We start from the raw sequence: 20,965 nt of genomic DNA on the forward strand, positions 1-20,965 counted from the left end.
GTTTCCTGTACCGTCACAATTATAAACAACTGAACTTGTTAAAGTTGGCTCTGTTGGTAAACCATTTATAGTTACATTATTTAAATCTATTATACATCCACTTGCGTCTATTGCTCTTGTGTTGTATATTCCTGCAGGAAGTCCTGTTACTGGATTATTCGCTGCTAATGTATAAGTTGATTCACTATTTAACTTATAATAGTATGTATAATTAGGAGTACCTCCTGTAGGGGCTGTAAAAGTAATAGTTCCGTAAGTAGTTCCTCCTGAAGTATTACATTCTAAATCAGTTTTTGTTGCACTTCCTCCATTAAGTGGTGCTGGCTCATTTATTACTACATTAGGAATTTCATATAAACACTGATAAGAATTTTTTGATGCCCTTATATAAATGGTATAAGTTCCATCACCTAAACTATCAAAAGCACCTGTAGTGTTCCATGTAGCATTATCAATGCTATATTCTACTGCATATCCTAAATTATCTCCATTAACACTAACATTAATGGTTCCATCTGTTAAACCATTACAAGTTACATCTGTTTCTGAATGAGTAAAAGCTAATTCTGGCTCTACAGTAATTTCTACCGGGTCTGAAATTGTATAACAGTTATTATCATCAATAACAATAAATCGATATATTCCTTCACTACCAACAGGCACATTGTAGGTGTATGGGTTTGTTGCTGGTGTTAAAAACGCAGTATTAGGAATGTCTGATGGGTTTGTATATAAATCTGTTCCCTGACTCGTCCATACAGCAAAATTATAATTATTACCTGACGATGTGTCTAATGTTCCTCCACTTGCAGTTAACTGAATAATTCCGTCTGAACTTCCTGATTCGCAAGTTATATCTTTAGTTTTTAATGCTGTAAGTAATAACTCATCTGGTTCATTAATAACAATCGTTTCTGTAGCGGTACACTGAGGTGTTGTAACTCTCACTGTGTAAGCCCCACCATCTGTAACATTAAAAGTAAAATCGTTATTAGCAGTTGGACCTTCTATTCCTACTACACTTCCACCTTGTAATAATTCATATGTATAATCTCCAGGAACATTATTTACTTGAACTCTTATTTGTGCTGAATCATTAAAACACTGCATAGGTGTTGTAATGACGTCCATATCTATGTCATTTTCCTGAATATTAATAGGAGGAAAAGTATATGTACATGAAGCAGCAGACGCACTACTTACACGAATTGAAAGGTTATAGTTTCCTGCAGCTGTTAAATTTGAAAAAACATTACTATTTTGAAAAGGAGCATTATAACCTCCTGGACCTGTTAAACTGTATTGATAACCTGCTGGTATATTGTTTACAGTAATAGACCCATTGTTACCACATAAAATATCCTGTGTAATAAAAGTAGGATTTAAAGTTGCTTTGTACACATTGAAGTAGTAACTTTTAGGGCATCTTCCATCATATAAAACATCTAAACGATATTCTCCAGCATCTGCAAAGTTTCTAGAAAATTCTCCGCTTCCTACCTCATTCCATGTACAGCCTGTATTTATATTAGGACATCCTGATTCTGTTACATCGGTACAAGAAGATTCATCCAATTTAAACCATTGTACTGTTGTAGCTGAAGAGGTATCAAATGGTAAATTAATAGTTCTAGAACCACTATCACCACATAAGTAAACTTCAGCTAACTCTTCTCCATTACTTGCACAAGTTAATACTTGGTCTGCAAATGGTTGTAATGGATTTGGTTCTGAATTATACCCTACAACATGTATGGTTTCTTCAGCATTTATACATCCTGATGCTGCTGAGGCTATCTTATTAACTGTGTAAGTTCCTTCATTAGTTACATCAAAAGATGGTACTGTAGTAGTTCCTAATAAAGTACCTGAGGCATCTCTCCATTCGTATGATTCAAATCCTGCTCCAGCAGTTAATGTTATACTAGAACCACACATTACTTGTGTCGTTTCAAAAGAACATCCACTTGTATCAACTAAAAAGTTTGAAGTTCCAACAATACCAAAATCACAATCATCTATACCTGCATAACTTGGCTCATTATTAACTACAACTCCTCCTCTAATTCCTTCGTATCTGGCAAAAGCTTGATTTCTAACTTCATTAGAACACACATCTCTTAATTGACTACAATCTGTTACTACTTGAACGTGCATACGAATATTATAAAGGGCGCCTCCCTCTAAAACCATATTATCTGGTACTGAAATCTCTAATTCAGCTCTATTATCATTAGCTGCGCTTGGTGGATCGTATGCTGTTATAGATACTCCTGGAGGTAAATCTATATCAAAACGTGTTCCATCTGGAGCCACAGAGCCATTTGGTGCTGTAGTTGTTAATAAATCTACATTTTTTGGTAATCTATCTGTGATTATTGTATTTCTAGCATCATCTGTTCCTACATTCTGAAAACTTATATTGTAAAACAATTCACTCCCTAAACCTACAGGTGTACCTTGTATATCATTACCACTAGCATCTTCAATTGTTTTTATCAGTTGTACTTTAGGCTCTATAATTTCAACTGCTAAAGCGTTTAAAAAAGGCCAATAAGTATCTTGACTTGATGTAAATCTAACACGTGCAGATGTTTGGTTGTTTGTTATTATACTATTATTTGTATTACGTAACTGATATAAATCAACATCAAAACCTAAGGTATTTTCACTATTAGGAACACGTGTAGTTACATACTGGTCATTTCTACTAATAGAACCATTAAAGAAATTAGATATTGGATTTACGGTTGGGGTAGATTGTGCTCTATAGTTATTGTAAATATCACGAATACGAAACCTATCTCCATTAATACTTTTATCTCCTTCTAAGGCTGCAGCTAATAATGTAGCTCTAACTGGTGCTGGATTCGCTGGGTTTGGTCCCACAGGTACTGTTGTAAATCCAGAGTATGATAAATCTACATTATTCCCATTACGCACATCTGCAAAACCATCAAAAATAGATATATTTTTACTTGACTCTGTTTCATTTTCATAAATTATTACCATTGTCCAACCTCCAGAACCTCCTAAACCACTCGGATCATCTCCTCTTGTTGCTCTAATGTTAGCTGCTACATAGGTACCATTGTGCCCTTCTGGGTTTACAGTTGCTAACCCTTGAATATCTGAAGTAATGTCTTTATAACATATATAGGCAACACCATTATCATAAATCAACTCCCTCTTTGTAACATCACTTGCATCTGCTTCTATATCTTGATAGTTTCCTCCTGGTAATTTGAATTTTATTTGATATGGATTATATCTCCTACTTTCTCGTCCCCCCCAAGTTTCGTATGGATAAACACCAGCCCAATACAATCCTGCATATACTACTCTAGAACAACTTGGTAAGTTTAACTCATCTGAACTTGATGAATCTGTAGATGAATCCCCATCAATGTCAATATACTGCATATTAACATTTCCGTTTGAATTAGATCCATCATAAGGGTCATCAGAATTATAATAATTCCATCCACTATCGTATACCCAACCTTCTACACTTAATACATTATTTGATATAAATGTTATATCTCCTTTTATATTTATACCGCCATTTGTTCCATCTGGCTTAACAACTCTTTGGTCAAAATAAGGCGTTGATGGTGGTCTTAATGCCTTCTCTTTAGAAAGTCTTTCTATTAGTTTTTCATAACCTACCGTTTCATCTAAAACTACTTGTGATGGTTTTGATGTTGGTTTTTGTTTCTCCTGAGAAAAGCAAAAAAAGGTTTGTAATACAATTATTAGTAGGGTAATTATTCTCTTCATAATATCAATTGGGGAAATTAATTAATCAAGTTCTTTTATTATATTATTTAATTTGAATGATTGCTTTACGATCATAAAAAGCACCATTTAAATTTGTATTGTACATTTTAATCGCTTCCGATCTATCTGTTGTTTTAAATATATATATATGCATGTAGCCTGTTTTTGGATCTACAAAATAATCTGCATCTATGTCATCGTTTCTTAATTCATCTACATTTCTATCAGCTAATGCTTTCTGAGAATTTACGTATACTCGTAAATAATATCCGGGCTCAACTCCTTCGGCCTGCATTGGATAAACCCTCGCTGGTGGTTGAGTTTTTGGCTCTTCATAACTACTAAGCTCTCCTCCTAAGGTAATTTTAACTACGTACACAGGGTCTTTAGTAGTCTTATTAACCTTTATTGTAGAATTATCTTTTTTCTCATCATTCTTTTCAAATAAACGTGTTTTATCATTAAAATCGTCTACCTTTTCTTCTGCCTCCTCTTCTTTAGCAAACCTATCTATGTATACATAGTATAATTTTTTATTAGGTTCAAATACATACTTAGCTTCAATATCTAATCGGGCCCATTTATCTATCAAAGCTTCTGCATTTTCTTTACTTCTAAATTGGTCCGAAACCACATAATACATAGTTCCTCCTCCACCAGAGCGAGTTACAGTACTCTTACGCCATGGTTTATTTGATCTTCTTCTTAATGTGGTATCTTTTGTTTGAGCACTATCTTTAATAATTACTGTATTAGTATTGGTAATTACTTTAGGAGCCGGTTGATTTTTCAGTATTCGTAATACTTCATCTATCTTTTTATTTAGTATATCAATAGAATCCTGTGCTTGTTGAATCTCGTCAGATAAATCGTTATGTTCTGGGTTTTTATATTCTATTTCTTTTTTAGGTGTTCTTTCTGGAAGGTTAACTTTAATATTTCCTGTTCTCCTCTTAGGTCGTTCTCTTGTAAACCTTTTTTTACCAAAATTATAAATAAGTCCAACTTCATTTGTTGCTGCAAAACTACTTTTTTCGTAACTAAATCCTATCGCTAAATTTTCTGAAAGGTTTATTCCAACACCAGCTGAAATTCCATATGCTTTGTCATAACCAGCTTTAACCCAACCTGCTTTAGGTAAATCTATTATAGCGCTCCCTCCAAAGCCAAAATCATCATTCCCTGGTTTTCTAGCGGTTGCTAGGAATCTTACATCAGCTCCTTCAAAAAGCCCTGATGCGTAAGTAAATTCATGAGAGTACATTAGATGTCCCGAAAATGTTTTTTCTCCAAAAGAAGTTGCCATCTCACTTTTTTTAAGATTAAAGTCTACTAAATTCTCGAAAAAGACACCAACATCAAACTTTCCAATAGACAACGTTACTGCTGGTTGAAAATTAACCACAGGATCATCTTGATAATTACTTAAAAAAGTATCGTCATCATCAGTTACTAGAACCTTCCCCCAGTTTAAACTTCTTCTACTATATAAAAAGTTAAATCCAAAAGTTAAATCCATCGTTTCATTTAACTGTAAACGATGTGCATAATTTGCTATAGCTCCAAAATCTTTTACCGACCCTACATCTTGTTGATATACAGCCACTCCTGCTCCAACATTTTCTCTCATTTTCCCTGAATACGTAAGCACATATAAACGGGGATTATCATCAAAATCTATGTTACTATTTCTTACTATAGCTGAAAGAGATGTTTTGTTTTCTCGTAATGCAGAAAATGTTGGCACGGTTAAAAAGCGATTAAACTTCATAAAGTTACGAGAACTGAAGCTATTATATTGCTGTTCATTACCAGAAGTTTGCGCTTGTATAACAAACACATTTAATATCAATATAATAAGTAAGGTAATTTTTCTAATCATTCTAACCTTTTTAGTGTAAAACAGATATCGTTCCAGCTTTAATCAATTTGTCTTCTCTTATTATTTTATAATAAAAAACTTTTTGATTTCCTAAATCTTCTGTTGGCCAATCATTTTTGTACTCAGTTGTTTTTAAAATCTCTTTACCATTAGCATTATACAACATTACAGTTACTAGTGGCTGAAACGCATATTTGTTTGATATCTTCCATGTGTCATTTTTACCGTCTCCATTAGGAGTTAAGGTGTTGGGTACTATAATTTGATCATCTGGCTCTACAACTTCTACCGTTCTTGTTACCGAACAGGCCCCTACTTTTACTAATACTGTGTAAAAACCTAGCTCTGTTACTTCTAACTGTTCTGTTGTTGATAATGTGGTTCCTGATATACTCTCTCCTTGATACCACTCATATGACTCTCCCCCTGCTGCTGTTATAGTTGCTGAACTTCCTTCCTCCATTACCACAATCTCAGAAGGAGTTATGGTTACCGCAGAATCATCAAACATCACTACGTTTATAGGCTCTAGTTCATTATCACAACCAAAACCTGAATATTTCAACACATATTCTCCAACTTCAGTTACTATTAAGTTTTCAGGGTTAGCAGGGGTAACATCATCCGTACCATCTTTAATCCATTGATACGTATAACCTGCTACTACATTATTTATTGTATAAGTTATAGAAGACCCAGCACAAAGTGAGTTTGAAGTTGATGTGCTTCTTATTTCGGGTACTTCAGCCAACTTAACATCCAATTCATTAGACACCCCCTCTACACCATTAAAACTTACTTTTAATGTATATGTCCCATTATCTAAATACGAATTAACTTCGTATTCGCTTACTGTTCCTCCTGTTGATACATTATTTTTATACCATTCAAAACTTAGTAAAGCTATTTGATCTGATGTTAGATCATACATATCTCCATTTTCTGCCTCTGCCTTCACCCCTACTATACTTAACTCTGTACTTCTAGTATTACATTCCTCATAGCTCGTTTCTACTCTAATGATTGGCTCAAATGACGTTACATTTAACAATGTAAACTTTTCAGAATCAACTATATCATCACAAGCTGAACCTGTACTCTTTGTTACTCTTGCATAATATACCCCTGCTGTAGCTGCATCTATGCATAACTGATTTCTAACAGCAGTTCCCATAGTTACATCATCTCTATACCATTCTATAGTAACTTCTGAGGAGTCAGCATCATGTGTAATACACAATTCTTTTTTTTCACCAAATAAAATAATTCTTTCTAAGGCTCCAACATTCGTTACTGTAAAACCTGCTGTAGTTTGTTGTTGTAACACTACATCGTTTGACTTGGTAGTACAGGTTCCTGTATCAATTACCAAATGATACGTTCCAAACTGCCCTGTTGTTGGTGTTGTATAGGTTGAAGAATTAGATGATTGTACTAATTTATTGTCTAAGTACCAATTATAGGTTAAACCTGAACGATTTGTGTTAGCTTCAAAAGTATGTGACTCATCTCCACATATTTCTACGGTTGAAGGCCCTTTAATTTGTTTGGCTGTATTATCTAAGATAATTACATTAGATATTGTAGACTCTCTAAACCCACAAGCTCCATAATCAATTTTCACTTCATACTTTCCAGATAAAGTGACCTCTAGTTTAGGTTCCGTTGTAGTGGTAAATAATACATCATCTTTGTACCATTCGTAATTACCATTCTGATTAGTATTTAATATAAGTTCTGCTGATCCACTATCACAAAGTACAACATCATCATAATTATTTAAAACTAAAGTATCTGTTGAAAATTTATATGCTGCAAACGAATCTGAATCTGGACTGGTCATTACTGGTGAACTAGCAACCAAACGTATCTTGTAATTAGTTCCGTAAGTATTATCAGGCAATTGAAAAGTTCTAGAAAAAGTATATGAAGAATTTTCAGTAGTTACTGTCCCTACATTAATCGGACTTCCCCAATTTCCATCAGCATCAGATAATTCTATCGTAAATACATTATTAGAGTTAAAATCTGACCCCGAGTATTTAAAAATCACATTAAAATCTGTAGCTGCACCATTACAAGCATTAGAAAACTGAATCTCAGGCTTAAGCAGCGTCTGAGATACAGCACTTGTTGCACAAAACAGAAGTGTCGCTAAAAGTAATAAAATGCTTTTAGTGTAATTTTTCATCTAAGGGATCCTTTAAGGGGTGTCAAATTTATAGTTTTTCTTAACAAAAACGGCATTAAAATTAACAAAATTTAACGCCGAAATATATAAAATCTATGTGTAACCTACAACTAAAGTTTACAAACACAAAAAAACAACCTATAAATCACTACAATACAACACTTTAAAAAAAACAAAAAATCTTAAACTTAACCACAAAAAAGCAACCTCATTATATTAAAAATCCACCGTATATTTGCTATCTATTTTTTTATCATGACAAAGAAAATCACCATAGCCATTGACGGTTTTTCATCTACAGGAAAGAGTACTATTGCTAAACAATTAGCTAAAGAGCTTAGTTATATTTATGTTGATACTGGTGCTATGTATAGAGCTGTTACTTTATATGCTATGCAGCATAATTATATTTCTAAAAACCATTTTAACTCAGAAAATTTAGTTGCTGATTTACCTAACATTTCTCTATCTTTTACTTTTAATGAAAAACTTGGTTTTGCTGAAATGTTTTTAAACGGAACCAATGTTGAAAAAGAAATTAGAAGTATTGAAGTTTCTAAATTGGTAAGCAAAGTTGCTGAAGTTTCTGAAATTAGAAAAAAGTTAGTTCGTGAGCAGCAGGAAATGGGTAAAAACAAAGGTATTGTTATGGATGGTCGTGATATTGGAACCGTAGTTTTTCCTAATGCTGAACTAAAATTATTTATGACTGCTTCTGCCTACAAACGTGCTACTCGCCGTTATAAAGAATTAATAGATCGTGGTGACAAGGTTAAGTACGAAGAAATTTTACAAAACGTACAAGAACGTGACAGAATAGATTCTACCCGAGAAGATTCTCCTTTAGTCATGGCAGACGATGCTATTGAGTTTGATAATTCTGACATGGGACTTAAAGAACAATTTGAACGTATTATGAGTTTAGTTAATGCTAGAATTCAATAAAAACTTCATATACTATTGATTATAATAAACCCACAAAGAATTTTGTGGGTTTATTTTTGCTTTTTTTATGTAAAGTTGTAAATTTCTAACATGGAAAATCTTCAAAAAATAATCAACGTTACACAAATACGAAAAGCTGACGAACATACTATTAGTAAAAAAGGAATTACTTCTTTTGCTCTGATGGGACAAGCATCTTTAGCCTTTGTAAAAGCTATTGAACCTTTACTAAACCGTTCTCTAAAAATTGCTATTGTTAGTGGGGTTGGTAATAATGGTGGTGACGGATTTGCTATTGCTAGAATTTTAAAAAGCAAGAAATATACTGTACAACCTTTTTTAGTTCAGTTTAAAGATGTACTTAGCTCAGATTGTGATATTAATTTTCAAAAACTTGATGATACTTTCACTATAAAATCAACCAGTACAATTCCTGATTTTTTTGAATATGATGTTATTATTGACGCTATTTTTGGTTTTGGGCTTTCCAAGCCTGTTACTGGTTTTATAAAGCATGTTATTGAAAACATTAATAATGCTAAAAAAACCATATACGCTGTTGATCTTCCTTCTGGTTTATATTGCGATAAGCTTCCTGATTCTAAAACTGTTGTACATGCAGATATAGCAGTGAGCTTTCAGAGACCAAAACTTTCATTCTTTTTTCCTGAAAACGGAAACCATGTAAAAAATTGGAAAACAGTTGATATTGGTTTAGATGAAGATTTTATTCAACAGCAGAAAAGTAACTGTTTTATTTTAAACGAAAAGATTACTGAAATTTTAATACCCCGATTACGTCAATCACACAAAGGAAGTTACGGACACGCTTTATTAATTGCAGGTTCTTATGGAAAAATGGGAGCTGCGGTACTCTCTTCAAAAGCTTGCTTGCGAAGTGGTGTAGGTCTGCTAACTAGTTACATACCAAAATGCGGGTACCAAATTATGCAATCTTCCATTCCAGAAGCAATATGCCTAACCGACGAGAATGAAGAATTCGTGACCCAACTCCCAGAAATTTTCAAATACGACATTCTCGCGATAGGTCCAGGATTGGATGTTAACGAAAAAACAACACAACTTGTAAAAAAATTAGTATCGGAAAGTAGTAGCCCGTTAGTTATTGATGCCGATGCTATTAATATTATTGCTCAAAACGAAGAATTAAAATCGTTACTTCCTAAAAACTCTATCTTAACTCCACATATTAAAGAGTTTGATAGATTGGTAGGAAAGTCTGACACCTCAACCGAACGTTTTCAAAAGCAACTTGAGTTTTCTGCAAAATATCAATGTATCGTAGTTTTAAAAAATGCATATACTGTGATTTCTTCTCCTGAAGGAAATTTGTACTTCAACACTTCTGGAAACCAAGGAATGGCAACAGGGGGTAGCGGTGATGTACTCACAGGAATCATAACTGGATTATTAGCACAAAACTACACTCCTTTACACGCCGCTTTGTTAGGCGTATTTTTCCACGGAAAAGCAGGTGACGAAGCTGCTAGTAAAAAAGGATACAATGCGTTAATTACTTCTGATATTATTGATGCTTTACGAATAGAGAAAAGTTAGTTGTCTTTAGAAAGTGTTTGGAATAGTGTTGCTAATAACATTACTAATCCACAACCTAAAGCATTTAACCATAAATAAGGTAGCAAGTCAATATACCAAACTACTATAATAATTAATTGTGTAATTATTGCTGCAACAAATACCGCATTCCCTTTTACATATTTTATAAAAAAGGCTAATAAGAATATCCCTAGCACGTTTCCGTAAAAAATGGAACCTATAATATTTACGAGTTGAATTAAATTATCAAATAAATTAGCTACACAGGCGACTAAAATTGCTAAAATCCCCCAACCTAAAGTGAACCATTTTGACATTTTCACATAATGCTCTTCACTATATTCTATTTTGGTATTGCGTTTGTACAAGTCAATTGCTGTTGTACCTCCTAAAGCGTTTAATTCAGATGCTGTAGAAGACATTGCTGCTGATAAAATTACCGCTAATAGTAAACCTATTAATCCTTTGGGTAAATTATTTAGAATAAAATGAATAAACACATAATCTTTATCGTTTGTTTCTACTAAAGGATCTACTTCTGAAATAATAGTTTTCGCTTCTTCCTTTAGTACTTTATCTTGTTCATTAAACTCTTGAATCTGTGCTACATTCTCAGGAGTTAACCCTTCAAAAATCAGCGCTTTTTTTCTTCCTTCAATAAAACGATGTTGCTCTTCTAACTTCACATATTGTTCTATTGTTTCAAAGTTGGAATTTGCTATTGCTTCTCCTGATTTTGGGTTAAAATTTAATGGTGACGGATTAAACTGATAAAATACAAACACCATTACTCCTACTAACAGAATAAAAAACTGCATCGGTACTTTTAACAACCCGTTAAAAATCAATCCTAATTGACTTTCTCTTAATGATTTCCCTGACAAATAGCGCTGTACTTGGCTTTGATCAGTTCCGAAGTAAGATAGCATTAAAAATGTTCCTCCTAAAATACCTGTCCAAACAGTATAACGGTTATTTAAATCCCAAGAAAAGTCTAGCACTTTCATTTTATCGGAAGCTCCTGCAATTTCTAATGCTTTGGTAAATGTAATATCGTCTGGTAAATATTGTAATATCAAGTAAAAAGCTACAAACATTCCTGCGAAAATTACAGCCATTTGTTGTTTTTGCGTAACACTCACTGCTTTAGTTCCTCCAGAAACAGTATAAATAATTACCAAAACACCAATGATGATATTTAAAGTAATTAAATCCCAACCTAAAACTGCTGACAAAATAATAGCTGGGGCAAAAATGGTAATTCCTGCAGCTAATCCACGTTGAATTAAAAACAGAATTGCAGTTAAGGTTCGCGTTTTTTGATCGAACCTTCCTTCTAAATATTCGTAAGCTGTGTAAACTTTTAATCGGTGATAAATAGGAATAAACACCAAACAGATAATTACCATTGCTATTGGCAACCCGAAGTAAAACTGTACAAAGCCCATTCCGCTATGAAACGCTTGTCCTGGAGTAGATAAAAAAGTAATGGCACTGGCTTGTGTTGCCATAACCGACAAACCAATCGTCCACCATTTACTTTCGTTTCCTCCTTTTATATAATCTTCAACATTTTTACTTCCTCTGGTTTTCCAAGCTCCATATAAAACAATAAACAATAAGGTTATTGAAAGAACAATCCAATCTACTATTTGCATGGTTTATTTTGTATATATGTTAGTGATTATATAAAATAACACGATGTATACTAAGTTAGCCACTAAGACTAACGTGTATTCTTTTTTCCATACATACTTTTTATCCATACTTTGTTTGTTTATTAGTTGATTATTGTTTTGGTTTCTCGTAAAAACTATTAGCTAAAGATGCTTCGTTTAACAAAGGCATTTTAAACTGAATTGGTTCTCTTGCTGGTTCCGTTGGTTGCCCGTTTTCATCTTTAGCATACCAAGTTATGGATTTTGGTAACAACAAACCGTTAACATTTTCCCAATCGTTGTATCTTATAATTTTATACGCATCGGTTGGTTCTTTACTAAAAAAGGTAACCGTATACCCTAACCAAGCCATTTGTTTTGTTTCTGGGTGGTAAAATATAAAATAATTATCATCTGGTGAAGTTCCAACGTTTGCTTTGTATGAAATTTTTATTCCTGGGTAAGTTACTCCTTCATAAATTAGTGGATTTGTTTCTGAATATACAATACCATCATCTGCTAACACAAAAGGCATTGCATAAAAATAAAAATATAAGTTATAATAAAACTCAGGATTCCCTTTAAAAGCGGTTGAGTCTTGTTGTTGTAACCACACTTCTGTTCCGTCAAAGCCTAAAGAATATTCTGGTGAATTCACTACTGTTTTTCGTGAATGTAAATCTGTAGTATGCTCTTCATTTTTTAATGTGAATGACAATGTTTTCATTTTCTTCCATTGTTCAATTCCCCCATGTTCTTTTAAAACTTCTTCTAAAGCTTTTGGGTATTTTGATACTGCTACCTCTTCTTTGTTACTTGTTTCCTTTTTAATTTCTTTTTTACACGCTATTGAAACAAGAGCTATAGTTATTAGTAGTACTATTTTTTTCATGATAATTGATTTATTCTGATTGGTCGAAACTGCCGCTAAAAATTACAGTAAAAATAAAAAAACTCTCTAAAATACATTTAGAGAGTTTTATGTTAACTTATAAAAATTGAATGAATTATTCATCCGTTAAGGCTTCCATAAAAGCTATTAGGTCTTTAATTTCTTTTTCTGACAAATTCAATTTATCTAATGGTAACGTTTGATTTGGAACTTTATATCCTAATCCTTGTCCACCACCTTTATTATAAAAATCAACTACTTGTTCTAAGGTTTCATATACCCCATTATGCATATAGGGAGCCGTTTTGGATACATTACGAACGGTAGAAGTTTTGAAAAAGTATTTTCGTTCTTCAGTTTTAAATATATCATAAGCACCTAGGTCATCATCTAACCCTGTTTCTTCTAAATTTGGAACTCCTATAGACTCTACCTCAGTCTCAGTAAAATTAGGAGGAACTGTTCCGTTAAACACAGGTGGAAAGTGGCAGGTCGCGCATTTTGCTTTTCCCATAAAAAGATTAAAACCGTTGATTTCAGATGTTGTTAAGGTGTTTTCTTTATTATTGATGTTTTTATCAAACTTTGAGCTAAAGTCTCCTAAACTTCTAATGTAATTTGCCATCGCGTTTCTGATATTAAAATCAGTTACTTTTCCATATAAATCAGTAAATGATTTCGTATACACACTATCACTTTTTACAGTTTCTGTCAAATTTTCTAAATTAGTATGAAACTCATTTTTATTTTCAACAACTCCAACAATTTGTCCTTCTAAACTTCCTGCTCTTCCATCATGAAAAAAAGTTTGTTGATACGCAGCATACGGTAGTGTTGGTGTATTTCTTTTTTGCTTCGGAAAAGTTGCTAATCCATCTGTAAAAGCTTTGTCTTTAATATGACAAGTAGCACAGCTCATAACACCGTCTTTTGATAAGCTTTTATCGTTGAATAATTTTTTTCCTAAAGCTATTTTTTCATCTGACATTGCGTTTTCTAACTGATGATAGTCATTAAAGAAATTAATATTAAATGTTTCTTTAGAAAATAACGAAGTGATATTGTTATTAAATGCCATAGTTAATGGAAACTCCACTTTCCAATCTTCCGAAGTTTTCGCTAATAGCTCCAATTGCTTATGCGCATGGTTTTTTATAAAATCATAGCGGTTAAACGACTCAAAATCGCCTTTTTGTAATACTTTTTGAGCTATTTGTAGCTCATTTAAAAAATCGCTATATAAACTGTCTTTTGAAAACTCACTTTTATACGTATTTATAATAAAAAATAAGGTTTCGTAATTTGTTTTTGCTTCTATTAATGATTGTTCTAATACTGGTGAGTCAAAACCTGTAATTCCCACCAAAGCTATACGAGCAATTTGATCGCGTAACAACCACAAAATATGATGCTTTTTTAAATACAATGTATTGTTTGCCGCTATTAGTTTTAGTCTATTTTTGGTTATATTTACAGTATCTTTTAAAGCAACAACCTCAACTTCATTTTCATGCAACAACTCTTCTATAACCTGAAATCCAAAAGGGTTTCTTATGTTTATGTTTGTAGCATCTTCTTCATCTATTCTTAAAAGATTAGGACTATTTAAGCTCTTATAATTTTCTTTATCAACGAATGATAAAATAGGCTCTATTAACTTAAACTCTCTTCTTGCTAATTTGTATTTTTTCAGTTTTTCTGAGACCTCTTCAACAGCATTAATTTCTTCTAAATTTGAAATACAGCTGTCAAGATGTTTTGAATAGTATTCCTGAACTCTAGCTACTAAAGCTTGATTATCAACTTTTGTATAACTCGCTGTTTTTTCTTGTTTACAACTAATTATAGATACTAGAAAAAGACACATGATAATATGTGCCTTTTTTATTTTTTTAAAATTGTTTGTCATTATCTATCTAATCCTTGAACTACATATAATTGACTTCCTTCCTTTCTTGTTTCTGCTGCATCATTTGCCATAGGATCAGTAAACGCTCCTCCATCAGCAGGTTCCCAACCATGATTTTGAGTAATTAATAAAAAAGTATTACTTACACCAATAGTTTCAGAAATATCAATCATACCAGTGATTTCCCATGCACTATCTTGATAAGATGCTCCATAACCTTTAGCTGATGCTGTAACCTGATCACACTCTAACACCTTCTTTAACTCTCCTGTTTTTAAATTATACTGATATAAACTTGTAGCATGATTTTTTTCTCCATCAAAATATCCGTTTGGATCTTCTTGAATGTACGCATAGTTTTCAGTTACTACAATATTATCAGGACTATGGAAAAGCCTTGCTTTACCTTCTAATTTATCACCATCTAATACACAAGTAATTTTTGCTACTCCTGTAGGGTCGTTTTCATTTAACTCTACTTTATAAACACGTCCATAGATACTTCCTTTTCCTACTAAACCATCTTTTTTACGTCCTGTTACACAAAAATAGATTTCACGGTTGTTTTTAGCTGAACCTCTTCTCCAGTCAATATCCTCTAAGCGAGAGAATCCCATTACTCCTTTTTCTTTAGCTTCCGCATCTAATAAATCGATATTCTTTTCGGTTAACTCAACAAAAGAGGCATTGTAAGTTGTACCTTCTTTCATATCTACCTCATAAGTAATACCTTCATCCGTTACTTTTAAACCATATAATTTACCACCTTCTAAATCTCCTCTATCACCTACATACATTCCTAATTGACCTGAAGGAACTTCATTATCTGAATGATCATCTCCAATAAATACAACAGTTTTATCTGCGTACGCATCTTTACCAATTGCCACTGCATTTTCTGTAGACCATTGCCCCATAGCTGTTAACATTCTTGGAGTACTTGCTGCTGAAGCATTTTTTAAAGGATCAGTTGCAAAAACCCCTTTAGAAGCTCCTCCCCATTCTCCTCCAGATAAGTATAATGGACCAAAACCATGTTCTGCTTCAGTAATTAATGAACCTGAACACTGAGCTGTACTTGCTGTTGCATTCGCATTTAAAATATATTCACCATGTACAGGCTTAAATGTTTTATCTAATTTAATACGAGCAATTGAATAATCTGCCTCTATATTATTAATTAAAGTATAAGTACCGTCTGAATTTCTCATTAAACCAGCTCCATCTGCCATAGAACCGTATACAAAGTTTGGAGCATCTTCTAATTTATCTTCAGATGATAATAAAGGAAAGATGTTTACTCCAGAAAACTCTGATTCTAATTTTAAAAAGTTTGGAGTTATAGAATGTGCTTTTAATTCAATTGAATCTCCTTGGTTAGGTGTACTATCAGAATCACAAGATGTTAAAGCAATTGCACCACAAACACCAAAGAATCCTAATTTAAGTAAGTTTTTCATTATTCTGTTAATTTTTGTTTTATGTCCGCAAATCAACAACACTTACTTTAAGAAGTTCTTAGCTGTAGTTTAAATCTACCTCATCAAAAGGTTACCAACTTTAACTAAACTTAAACAGTTCTATACATCTACTTTTCATAACTTTCTGTAAACACTAGTTATTACCGATATAGTATTTAACCATCTCTTAACTTACCTACCCCATATTACTTCGGAGCATATATCTTTTTTCTAAAAAAAAAGAGCACCTTAAAAGGCACTCTTAGTTTGCATCAAGTTTTTACTTTGGTTAGAGTAAAAAATCATTTTGTTTTTCTTTTTCTTCATAGAACTTTCCCTACGACGTGATATAATTCCCCATTTTATATCTTAACCTTATTGAAGGCTTAAATTTTAACCGAGACAAAAATAAACCGTCTAATTTTCTTTTTGGTAAGTCACTGACTTACTTTTAGTAAGTCAGTGACTTACTTTTTCACCAAAATGGACCAAAAAAGACCCTAAAAGCTAAAAATATTGTTAAAACAATAATTATTTAAAATTTTATATATTTGCTTTTCATGAAAAAAATGAATTTACATATAGCACAAGAGCTTGTTAGCTTAACATGTGGTTTTCGCGGGAATCCTGATGAAGGAATCTTTCGAAACAGGACGTTGTATGTTAATTATAATGAAAACTCAAATATGATTTGATTATAATAACTAATAATATATAAAGCGTCCAATTAATTTTGGACGCTTTTTTTTATTTTTTTTTTGAAAAATGGAATTTTAATTTAAAACATATTAAAAACTCTTAATTGAACTCTAAGAAACTAACGTACAAAACGTTACAAAAACACTACTTATCTGGATATTATCCGGACAGCCCCCTTTTACTTTAAAAACAACATAAAACACTGATTAACAATGTTTTAAATACTTAAAACACTTGTTTTATTGTAAAATTTTCGTATATTTGTACCATACTTAATTAAGGTATACTTAATTAGTATTATTAATAAATAATAATTTAAAACTATGGTATTAACTAACATAAACAAAAGTATCAGCTTAGCTTACATAAAAGGGGCTGGTTACAGAACAAAAAAAGACAAGGATGTTTATTGTGGAGCAAAATATTTAATGAGGAATTAGCAATTATTCTACACTTATATATAACACAAAAGCGTCTTTTTTAAAAAAGACGCTTTTTTTATTAAAAAAACACATTTTCAACAAGTTAAAACTTGTATAATTCGTTTTTTTTCACTATATTAAGAAGACAAAATAAATGCTATGAAAACATTAAAATTGCACATACTAAATGAAAAAGGACGTTTACTCATTAAACAAGAACGCTTACTAAAATCATCTTCATTATTAATAATGTTGTCACTATTTTAGAATCAGAAATCAACTAGCGTTCATTAAAAAAAATTGCAAACGCTTCCTTTATGACAAAGTAGAGTTTCCTGAAGTCTGTTGTACTCAATAGGCCTTAGTAGTAACGCATCTTCATGAATTGATGTTTCTATCAATTTAATTCTACCTACTACCCAAACACTTGGGTTAGATGACTATTGCCTCATTTAAAAAATGATGTAATACACACGAAAATTTATTTCGATGCTATACGAGCTGCACATGCGGCTAGGAAAACTATTGTCAAAATTTAAAAATTGAAATTATGAGAACTTTAAAATTTACACTACTAATAAGCATGTTATTTTTGTTAACTACAAGTTGTACAGACTTAACAGAAGATATTGTACCAAACAACACTGTTAACCAAACAGAATTAGTTACAAGTACTAATGTACCTACCGATGGTACCAGCGATGACGGTACTGGTGGAACTACCGACCTTGACACAGGTGGTAGTGATGGTAGCGGTAATGATGGTGGTAAAGGAAACTAACCTTTATTAATAAACCAAGCCTTTAACTCTTGTTAAAGGCTTTTTTTTTTAGATTTGCTTCCCTACATAAAATTAAGATGGTAAAAAAAAGCACTCTATTTTTTTTGTTTATTATATTCTCTAAAAATTGTTTTGGCTACAACTTAAATACTACCCTTATTCAAAGTGATAGTATTGATATTTGGATTAATGAATCCAAAAATCAAAAACTAGATATTGATAATAGAAAAAAACTACTTTTTAAATCATATCAATATATTTTAAACAACAACTTGAAAAGATCTCTAGATTTAAGTTCTATTGCTTATGAATATTATAAACTAAAAGATACTTCTTCATTTAAAAAAGTAAATAATAAAGCTATAGAGATCTCTCAGGCTCAAAAAGACTATTATGCTTTAGGTGATGCTTATTGGAATTTTGCTACGTATTATGTAAGAAAGCAAGATTACCCTAAAGCTTATTATCATTTCAATAAAGGTTATGAAGCTTTTGATAAAGGAAAGTTTAAATATGAAAGAGGAAAGATGCTATACGGAATGGCTCATATCAAGGGTAGATATAGAGACTTTTATGGCAGTGAAATATCTATTATAAAAGCCATTGAAATTTTTAAGAATTTAAACAAAAATAAAGACCTTTACTTTTCTTACAATCAACTTGCTTTACTGCAAGCTGATATCAGAGAGTATGATAAGGCTTTATTTTATTATAATAAATCACTTGAATACCTTTCTAAGTTAAAAAACAAAGAAAATGTTTATTTAGGCACCTATAATAACATCGCCAATATACACAAGATAAAGAAAGATTATAAATCTGCTTTAAAATATTATAATATTGACTTAAAGAAAAGTATTAATATTACCAATAAGGTAAGAGCACTTAGTAATAGAGCTCATTGTAAACTTTTAATTAATGACACTTCTAATATTAAGAAAGATTTCTTTAAAGCTTTGACTATAAGAGATAGCCTAGGTGATAAAACTGATATTTTAACTTCAAAAATTCATATTTCAGATTATTATAAATACATCAAAGATACTACTAAGGCTATACAATACGCTAAAGAAGCCAATTTACTTGCCAAAAAGTTAAAAAATGGGGGAGATTATTTAACTACTTTAAAACAACTTGCCAACTTAGACAAACAAAATTCTAAAAAATACTTAGATCGTTATATAGTGTTTAACGATAGTTTAATTAGTGCTGAGCGAAGAATACAAAATAAGTTTACTCGTATTGAGTTTGAAACAGATGAATATATTGAGGAAACCGAGCGTTTAAGTCAACAACGTATATGGATTATAGTAACTAGTTTCGCTGGTCTGTTAGTTCTTAGCCTACTTTATTTTTTACGTGTACAAAAAGTAAGAAATGAGAAATTAAAACTAGAGGCGGAACAACAAAAAGCTAATGAAGAAGTGTATGTATTAACACTACAACAACAGGCTAAATTAGAAGAAGAGCGTGTTAACGAACGTAACCGTATTTCGGCAGAACTTCATGATGGGGTTTTAGGGAAACTTTTTGGTACTCGTGTAAATCTTGGTTTTTTAGCCATGCAAATGAAACCTGAAACTCAAGAAAAACACCAAGCTTTTTTAGACGAACTACAAGAGATAGAAAAGGAAATTAGAGATGTTTCTCACAGATTAAGCGATAATTTTGATAGCGCTAATATTAACTTTACAACAATTTTAACACAGCTTTTAAAAGACAGGAGTGCCATTGGTAACTTTAGTTATCAATTTGATTTTGATAAAACTATTCCTTGGAGTGAAATTAATGAGGTTACAAAAGCTAATGTTTATCGTATAATACAAGAAGCTTTACAAAACATAATTAAGCATGCTAAGGCAAAAAACGTTACCTTAGACGTCTCATTTAATAAAAAAGAGCTTATTATTTCGTTAAAAGATGACGGAGTTGGTTTTAATACTGAGAAAAAGAAAAAGGGAATTGGTATAAAAAATATTACAGCAAGAGTAAAAAAACTAGGTGGTGATTTAGAGTTTATTTCTAAAGAAAACCAAGGAACTACGCTTGTCATTATAACCCCTTTTAATGCAACAAATGGAAAACAAAAAGTATAACGCTTTAATAATTGACGATCACCCCTTAATATCAGAAGCTTATAAAAGTGCTTTTACTTATATTGAAAGCCAAGGTGAAAACATCTCTTTTCAGGTACAAATAGCAAATAATTGTGGTGCTGCCGATGAAATTATAGAGGCATACTCCTCTTCTAATCGACCAATTGAAATTATCTTTTTAGATATTAGCCTCCCTCCTATGGAAGAAAAAGGCATTTTATCTGGTGAAGATTTAGGTTTGATTATTAATGAAAAACTACCTGAATCTAAAATTATCATTTCTACTACTTTTAACGACAATTACCGTGTACACAGTATTTTAAAAAATGTAAATCCTGATGGTTTTTTAGTTAAAAACGACATTACTCCTGTAGAATTGGTTCACGCCATTAAAGAAGTTCTTAGCGACCCTCCATATTACAGTAAAACTGTAATGAAAATGCTGAGAAGTCAAGTTTCTAATGAGTACTTTTTAGATGATTTAGATAGAAAAATCTTGTACGAATTATCTATTGGTAATCGTGTAAATAAATTACCTAATATTCTTCCATTATCATTAGCTGCTGTTCAAAAAAGAAAAAGACAAATGGCTAAAGTGTTTGGGGTTGACAATTCTGATGATCGTGATTTAATTTTAATAGCAAAAGAAAAAGGATTCTTATAAGAACCCTT

11 protein-coding genes and 1 pseudogene are annotated in these 20,965 nt (G+C 31.9%); 5 read left to right on the forward strand and 7 right to left on the reverse strand.

All coding sequences use genetic code 11. The features are described from left to right. From LCI24_RS08795 to LCI24_RS08805, 3 genes and pseudogenes are all read right to left on the reverse strand, one after another. A pseudogene (locus tag LCI24_RS08795) lies at positions 1–3,780 on the reverse strand (hypothetical protein); the annotation flags it as partial. A 43-nt stretch (positions 3,781–3,823) separates the two neighbouring features. Next, positions 3,824–5,662 carry a PorP/SprF family type IX secretion system membrane protein gene (locus LCI24_RS08800; protein ID WP_274640047.1) on the reverse strand — a complete coding sequence of 613 codons (1,839 nt, stop codon included), beginning with the start codon at positions 5,660–5,662 and terminating at the stop codon, positions 3,824–3,826. A gap of 10 nt (positions 5,663–5,672) precedes the next feature. Then, positions 5,673–7,853: a T9SS type B sorting domain-containing protein gene (locus LCI24_RS08805; RefSeq protein WP_274640048.1), complete on the reverse strand. Its 2,181-nt coding sequence runs from the start codon at positions 7,851–7,853 to the stop codon at positions 5,673–5,675. 255 nt (positions 7,854–8,108) lie between these two features. Here LCI24_RS08805 and cmk point away from each other — a divergent pair, with 255 nt between their 5' ends. After that, a complete protein-coding gene (gene cmk / locus LCI24_RS08810) occupies positions 8,109–8,798 on the forward strand; it encodes a (d)CMP kinase (protein WP_073183082.1) in 690 nt (229 codons plus the stop codon). A gap of 90 nt (positions 8,799–8,888) precedes the next feature. Then, positions 8,889–10,376, forward strand: coding sequence for an NAD(P)H-hydrate dehydratase (locus LCI24_RS08815; protein ID WP_274640049.1), 1,488 nt, complete (start codon positions 8,889–8,891; stop codon positions 10,374–10,376). Here LCI24_RS08815 and LCI24_RS08820 read toward each other — a convergent pair. The 4 genes from LCI24_RS08820 to LCI24_RS08835 form a co-directional block, all read right to left on the reverse strand. After that, complete coding sequence (locus LCI24_RS08820) at positions 10,373–12,034, reverse strand: sodium:solute symporter family protein (protein ID WP_274640050.1); 1,662 nt, start codon at positions 12,032–12,034, stop codon at positions 10,373–10,375. The two genes, LCI24_RS08815 and LCI24_RS08820, sit on opposite strands and share 4 nt — an antisense overlap. Positions 12,035–12,164: 130 nt before the next feature. Continuing rightward, a complete protein-coding gene (locus LCI24_RS08825) occupies positions 12,165–12,926 on the reverse strand; it encodes a hypothetical protein (protein WP_274640051.1) in 762 nt (253 codons plus the stop codon). 115 nt (positions 12,927–13,041) lie between these two features. Next, positions 13,042–14,793: a cytochrome-c peroxidase gene (locus LCI24_RS08830; protein ID WP_274640052.1), complete on the reverse strand. Its 1,752-nt coding sequence runs from the start codon at positions 14,791–14,793 to the stop codon at positions 13,042–13,044. Between the two features lie 41 nt (positions 14,794–14,834). Then, a complete protein-coding gene (locus LCI24_RS08835) occupies positions 14,835–16,295 on the reverse strand; it encodes an alkaline phosphatase PhoX (protein WP_274640053.1) in 1,461 nt (486 codons plus the stop codon). Positions 16,296–17,966: 1,671 nt separating this feature from the next. Here LCI24_RS08835 and LCI24_RS08840 point away from each other — a divergent pair. From LCI24_RS08840 to LCI24_RS08850, 3 genes are all read left to right on the forward strand, one after another. Continuing rightward, on the forward strand, positions 17,967–18,197 hold the full coding sequence (locus LCI24_RS08840) for a hypothetical protein (RefSeq protein ID WP_274640054.1): 231 nt from the start codon (positions 17,967–17,969) through the stop codon (positions 18,195–18,197). 104 nt (positions 18,198–18,301) lie between these two features. Next, positions 18,302–20,293 (forward strand): tetratricopeptide repeat-containing sensor histidine kinase, encoded by a 1,992-nt coding sequence (locus tag LCI24_RS08845; RefSeq protein ID WP_274640055.1) that lies wholly within the window; start codon positions 18,302–18,304, stop codon positions 20,291–20,293. Continuing rightward, positions 20,274–20,957 (forward strand): response regulator, encoded by a 684-nt coding sequence (locus tag LCI24_RS08850; protein WP_274640056.1) that lies wholly within the window; start codon positions 20,274–20,276, stop codon positions 20,955–20,957. The genes LCI24_RS08845 and LCI24_RS08850 overlap by 20 nt, the downstream gene beginning before the upstream one ends. The last annotated feature ends 8 nt before the right edge of the window (positions 20,958–20,965 follow it).

This window comes from Tenacibaculum larymnensis (assembly GCF_028829235.1).
GTDB lineage: Bacteria > Bacteroidota > Bacteroidia > Flavobacteriales > Flavobacteriaceae > Polaribacter > Polaribacter larymnensis.

Coding starts and splice junctions, on each gene's coding strand:
- LCI24_RS08825 (WP_274640051.1), bottom strand. CDS start 12,926: ATGAAAAAAATAGTACTACTAATAACTATAGCTCTTGTTTCAATAGCG.
- LCI24_RS08850 (WP_274640056.1), top strand. CDS start 20,274: ATGGAAAACAAAAAGTATAACGCTTTAATAATTGACGATCACCCCTTA.
- LCI24_RS08805 (WP_274640048.1), bottom strand. CDS start 7,853: ATGAAAAATTACACTAAAAGCATTTTATTACTTTTAGCGACACTTCTG.
- cmk (WP_073183082.1), top strand. CDS start 8,109: ATGACAAAGAAAATCACCATAGCCATTGACGGTTTTTCATCTACAGGA.
- LCI24_RS08840 (WP_274640054.1), top strand. CDS start 17,967: ATGAGAACTTTAAAATTTACACTACTAATAAGCATGTTATTTTTGTTA.
- LCI24_RS08835 (WP_274640053.1), bottom strand. CDS start 16,295: ATGAAAAACTTACTTAAATTAGGATTCTTTGGTGTTTGTGGTGCAATT.
- LCI24_RS08820 (WP_274640050.1), bottom strand. CDS start 12,034: ATGCAAATAGTAGATTGGATTGTTCTTTCAATAACCTTATTGTTTATT.
- LCI24_RS08815 (WP_274640049.1), top strand. CDS start 8,889: ATGGAAAATCTTCAAAAAATAATCAACGTTACACAAATACGAAAAGCT.
- LCI24_RS08800 (WP_274640047.1), bottom strand. CDS start 5,662: ATGATTAGAAAAATTACCTTACTTATTATATTGATATTAAATGTGTTT.
- LCI24_RS08830 (WP_274640052.1), bottom strand. CDS start 14,793: ATGTGTCTTTTTCTAGTATCTATAATTAGTTGTAAACAAGAAAAAACA.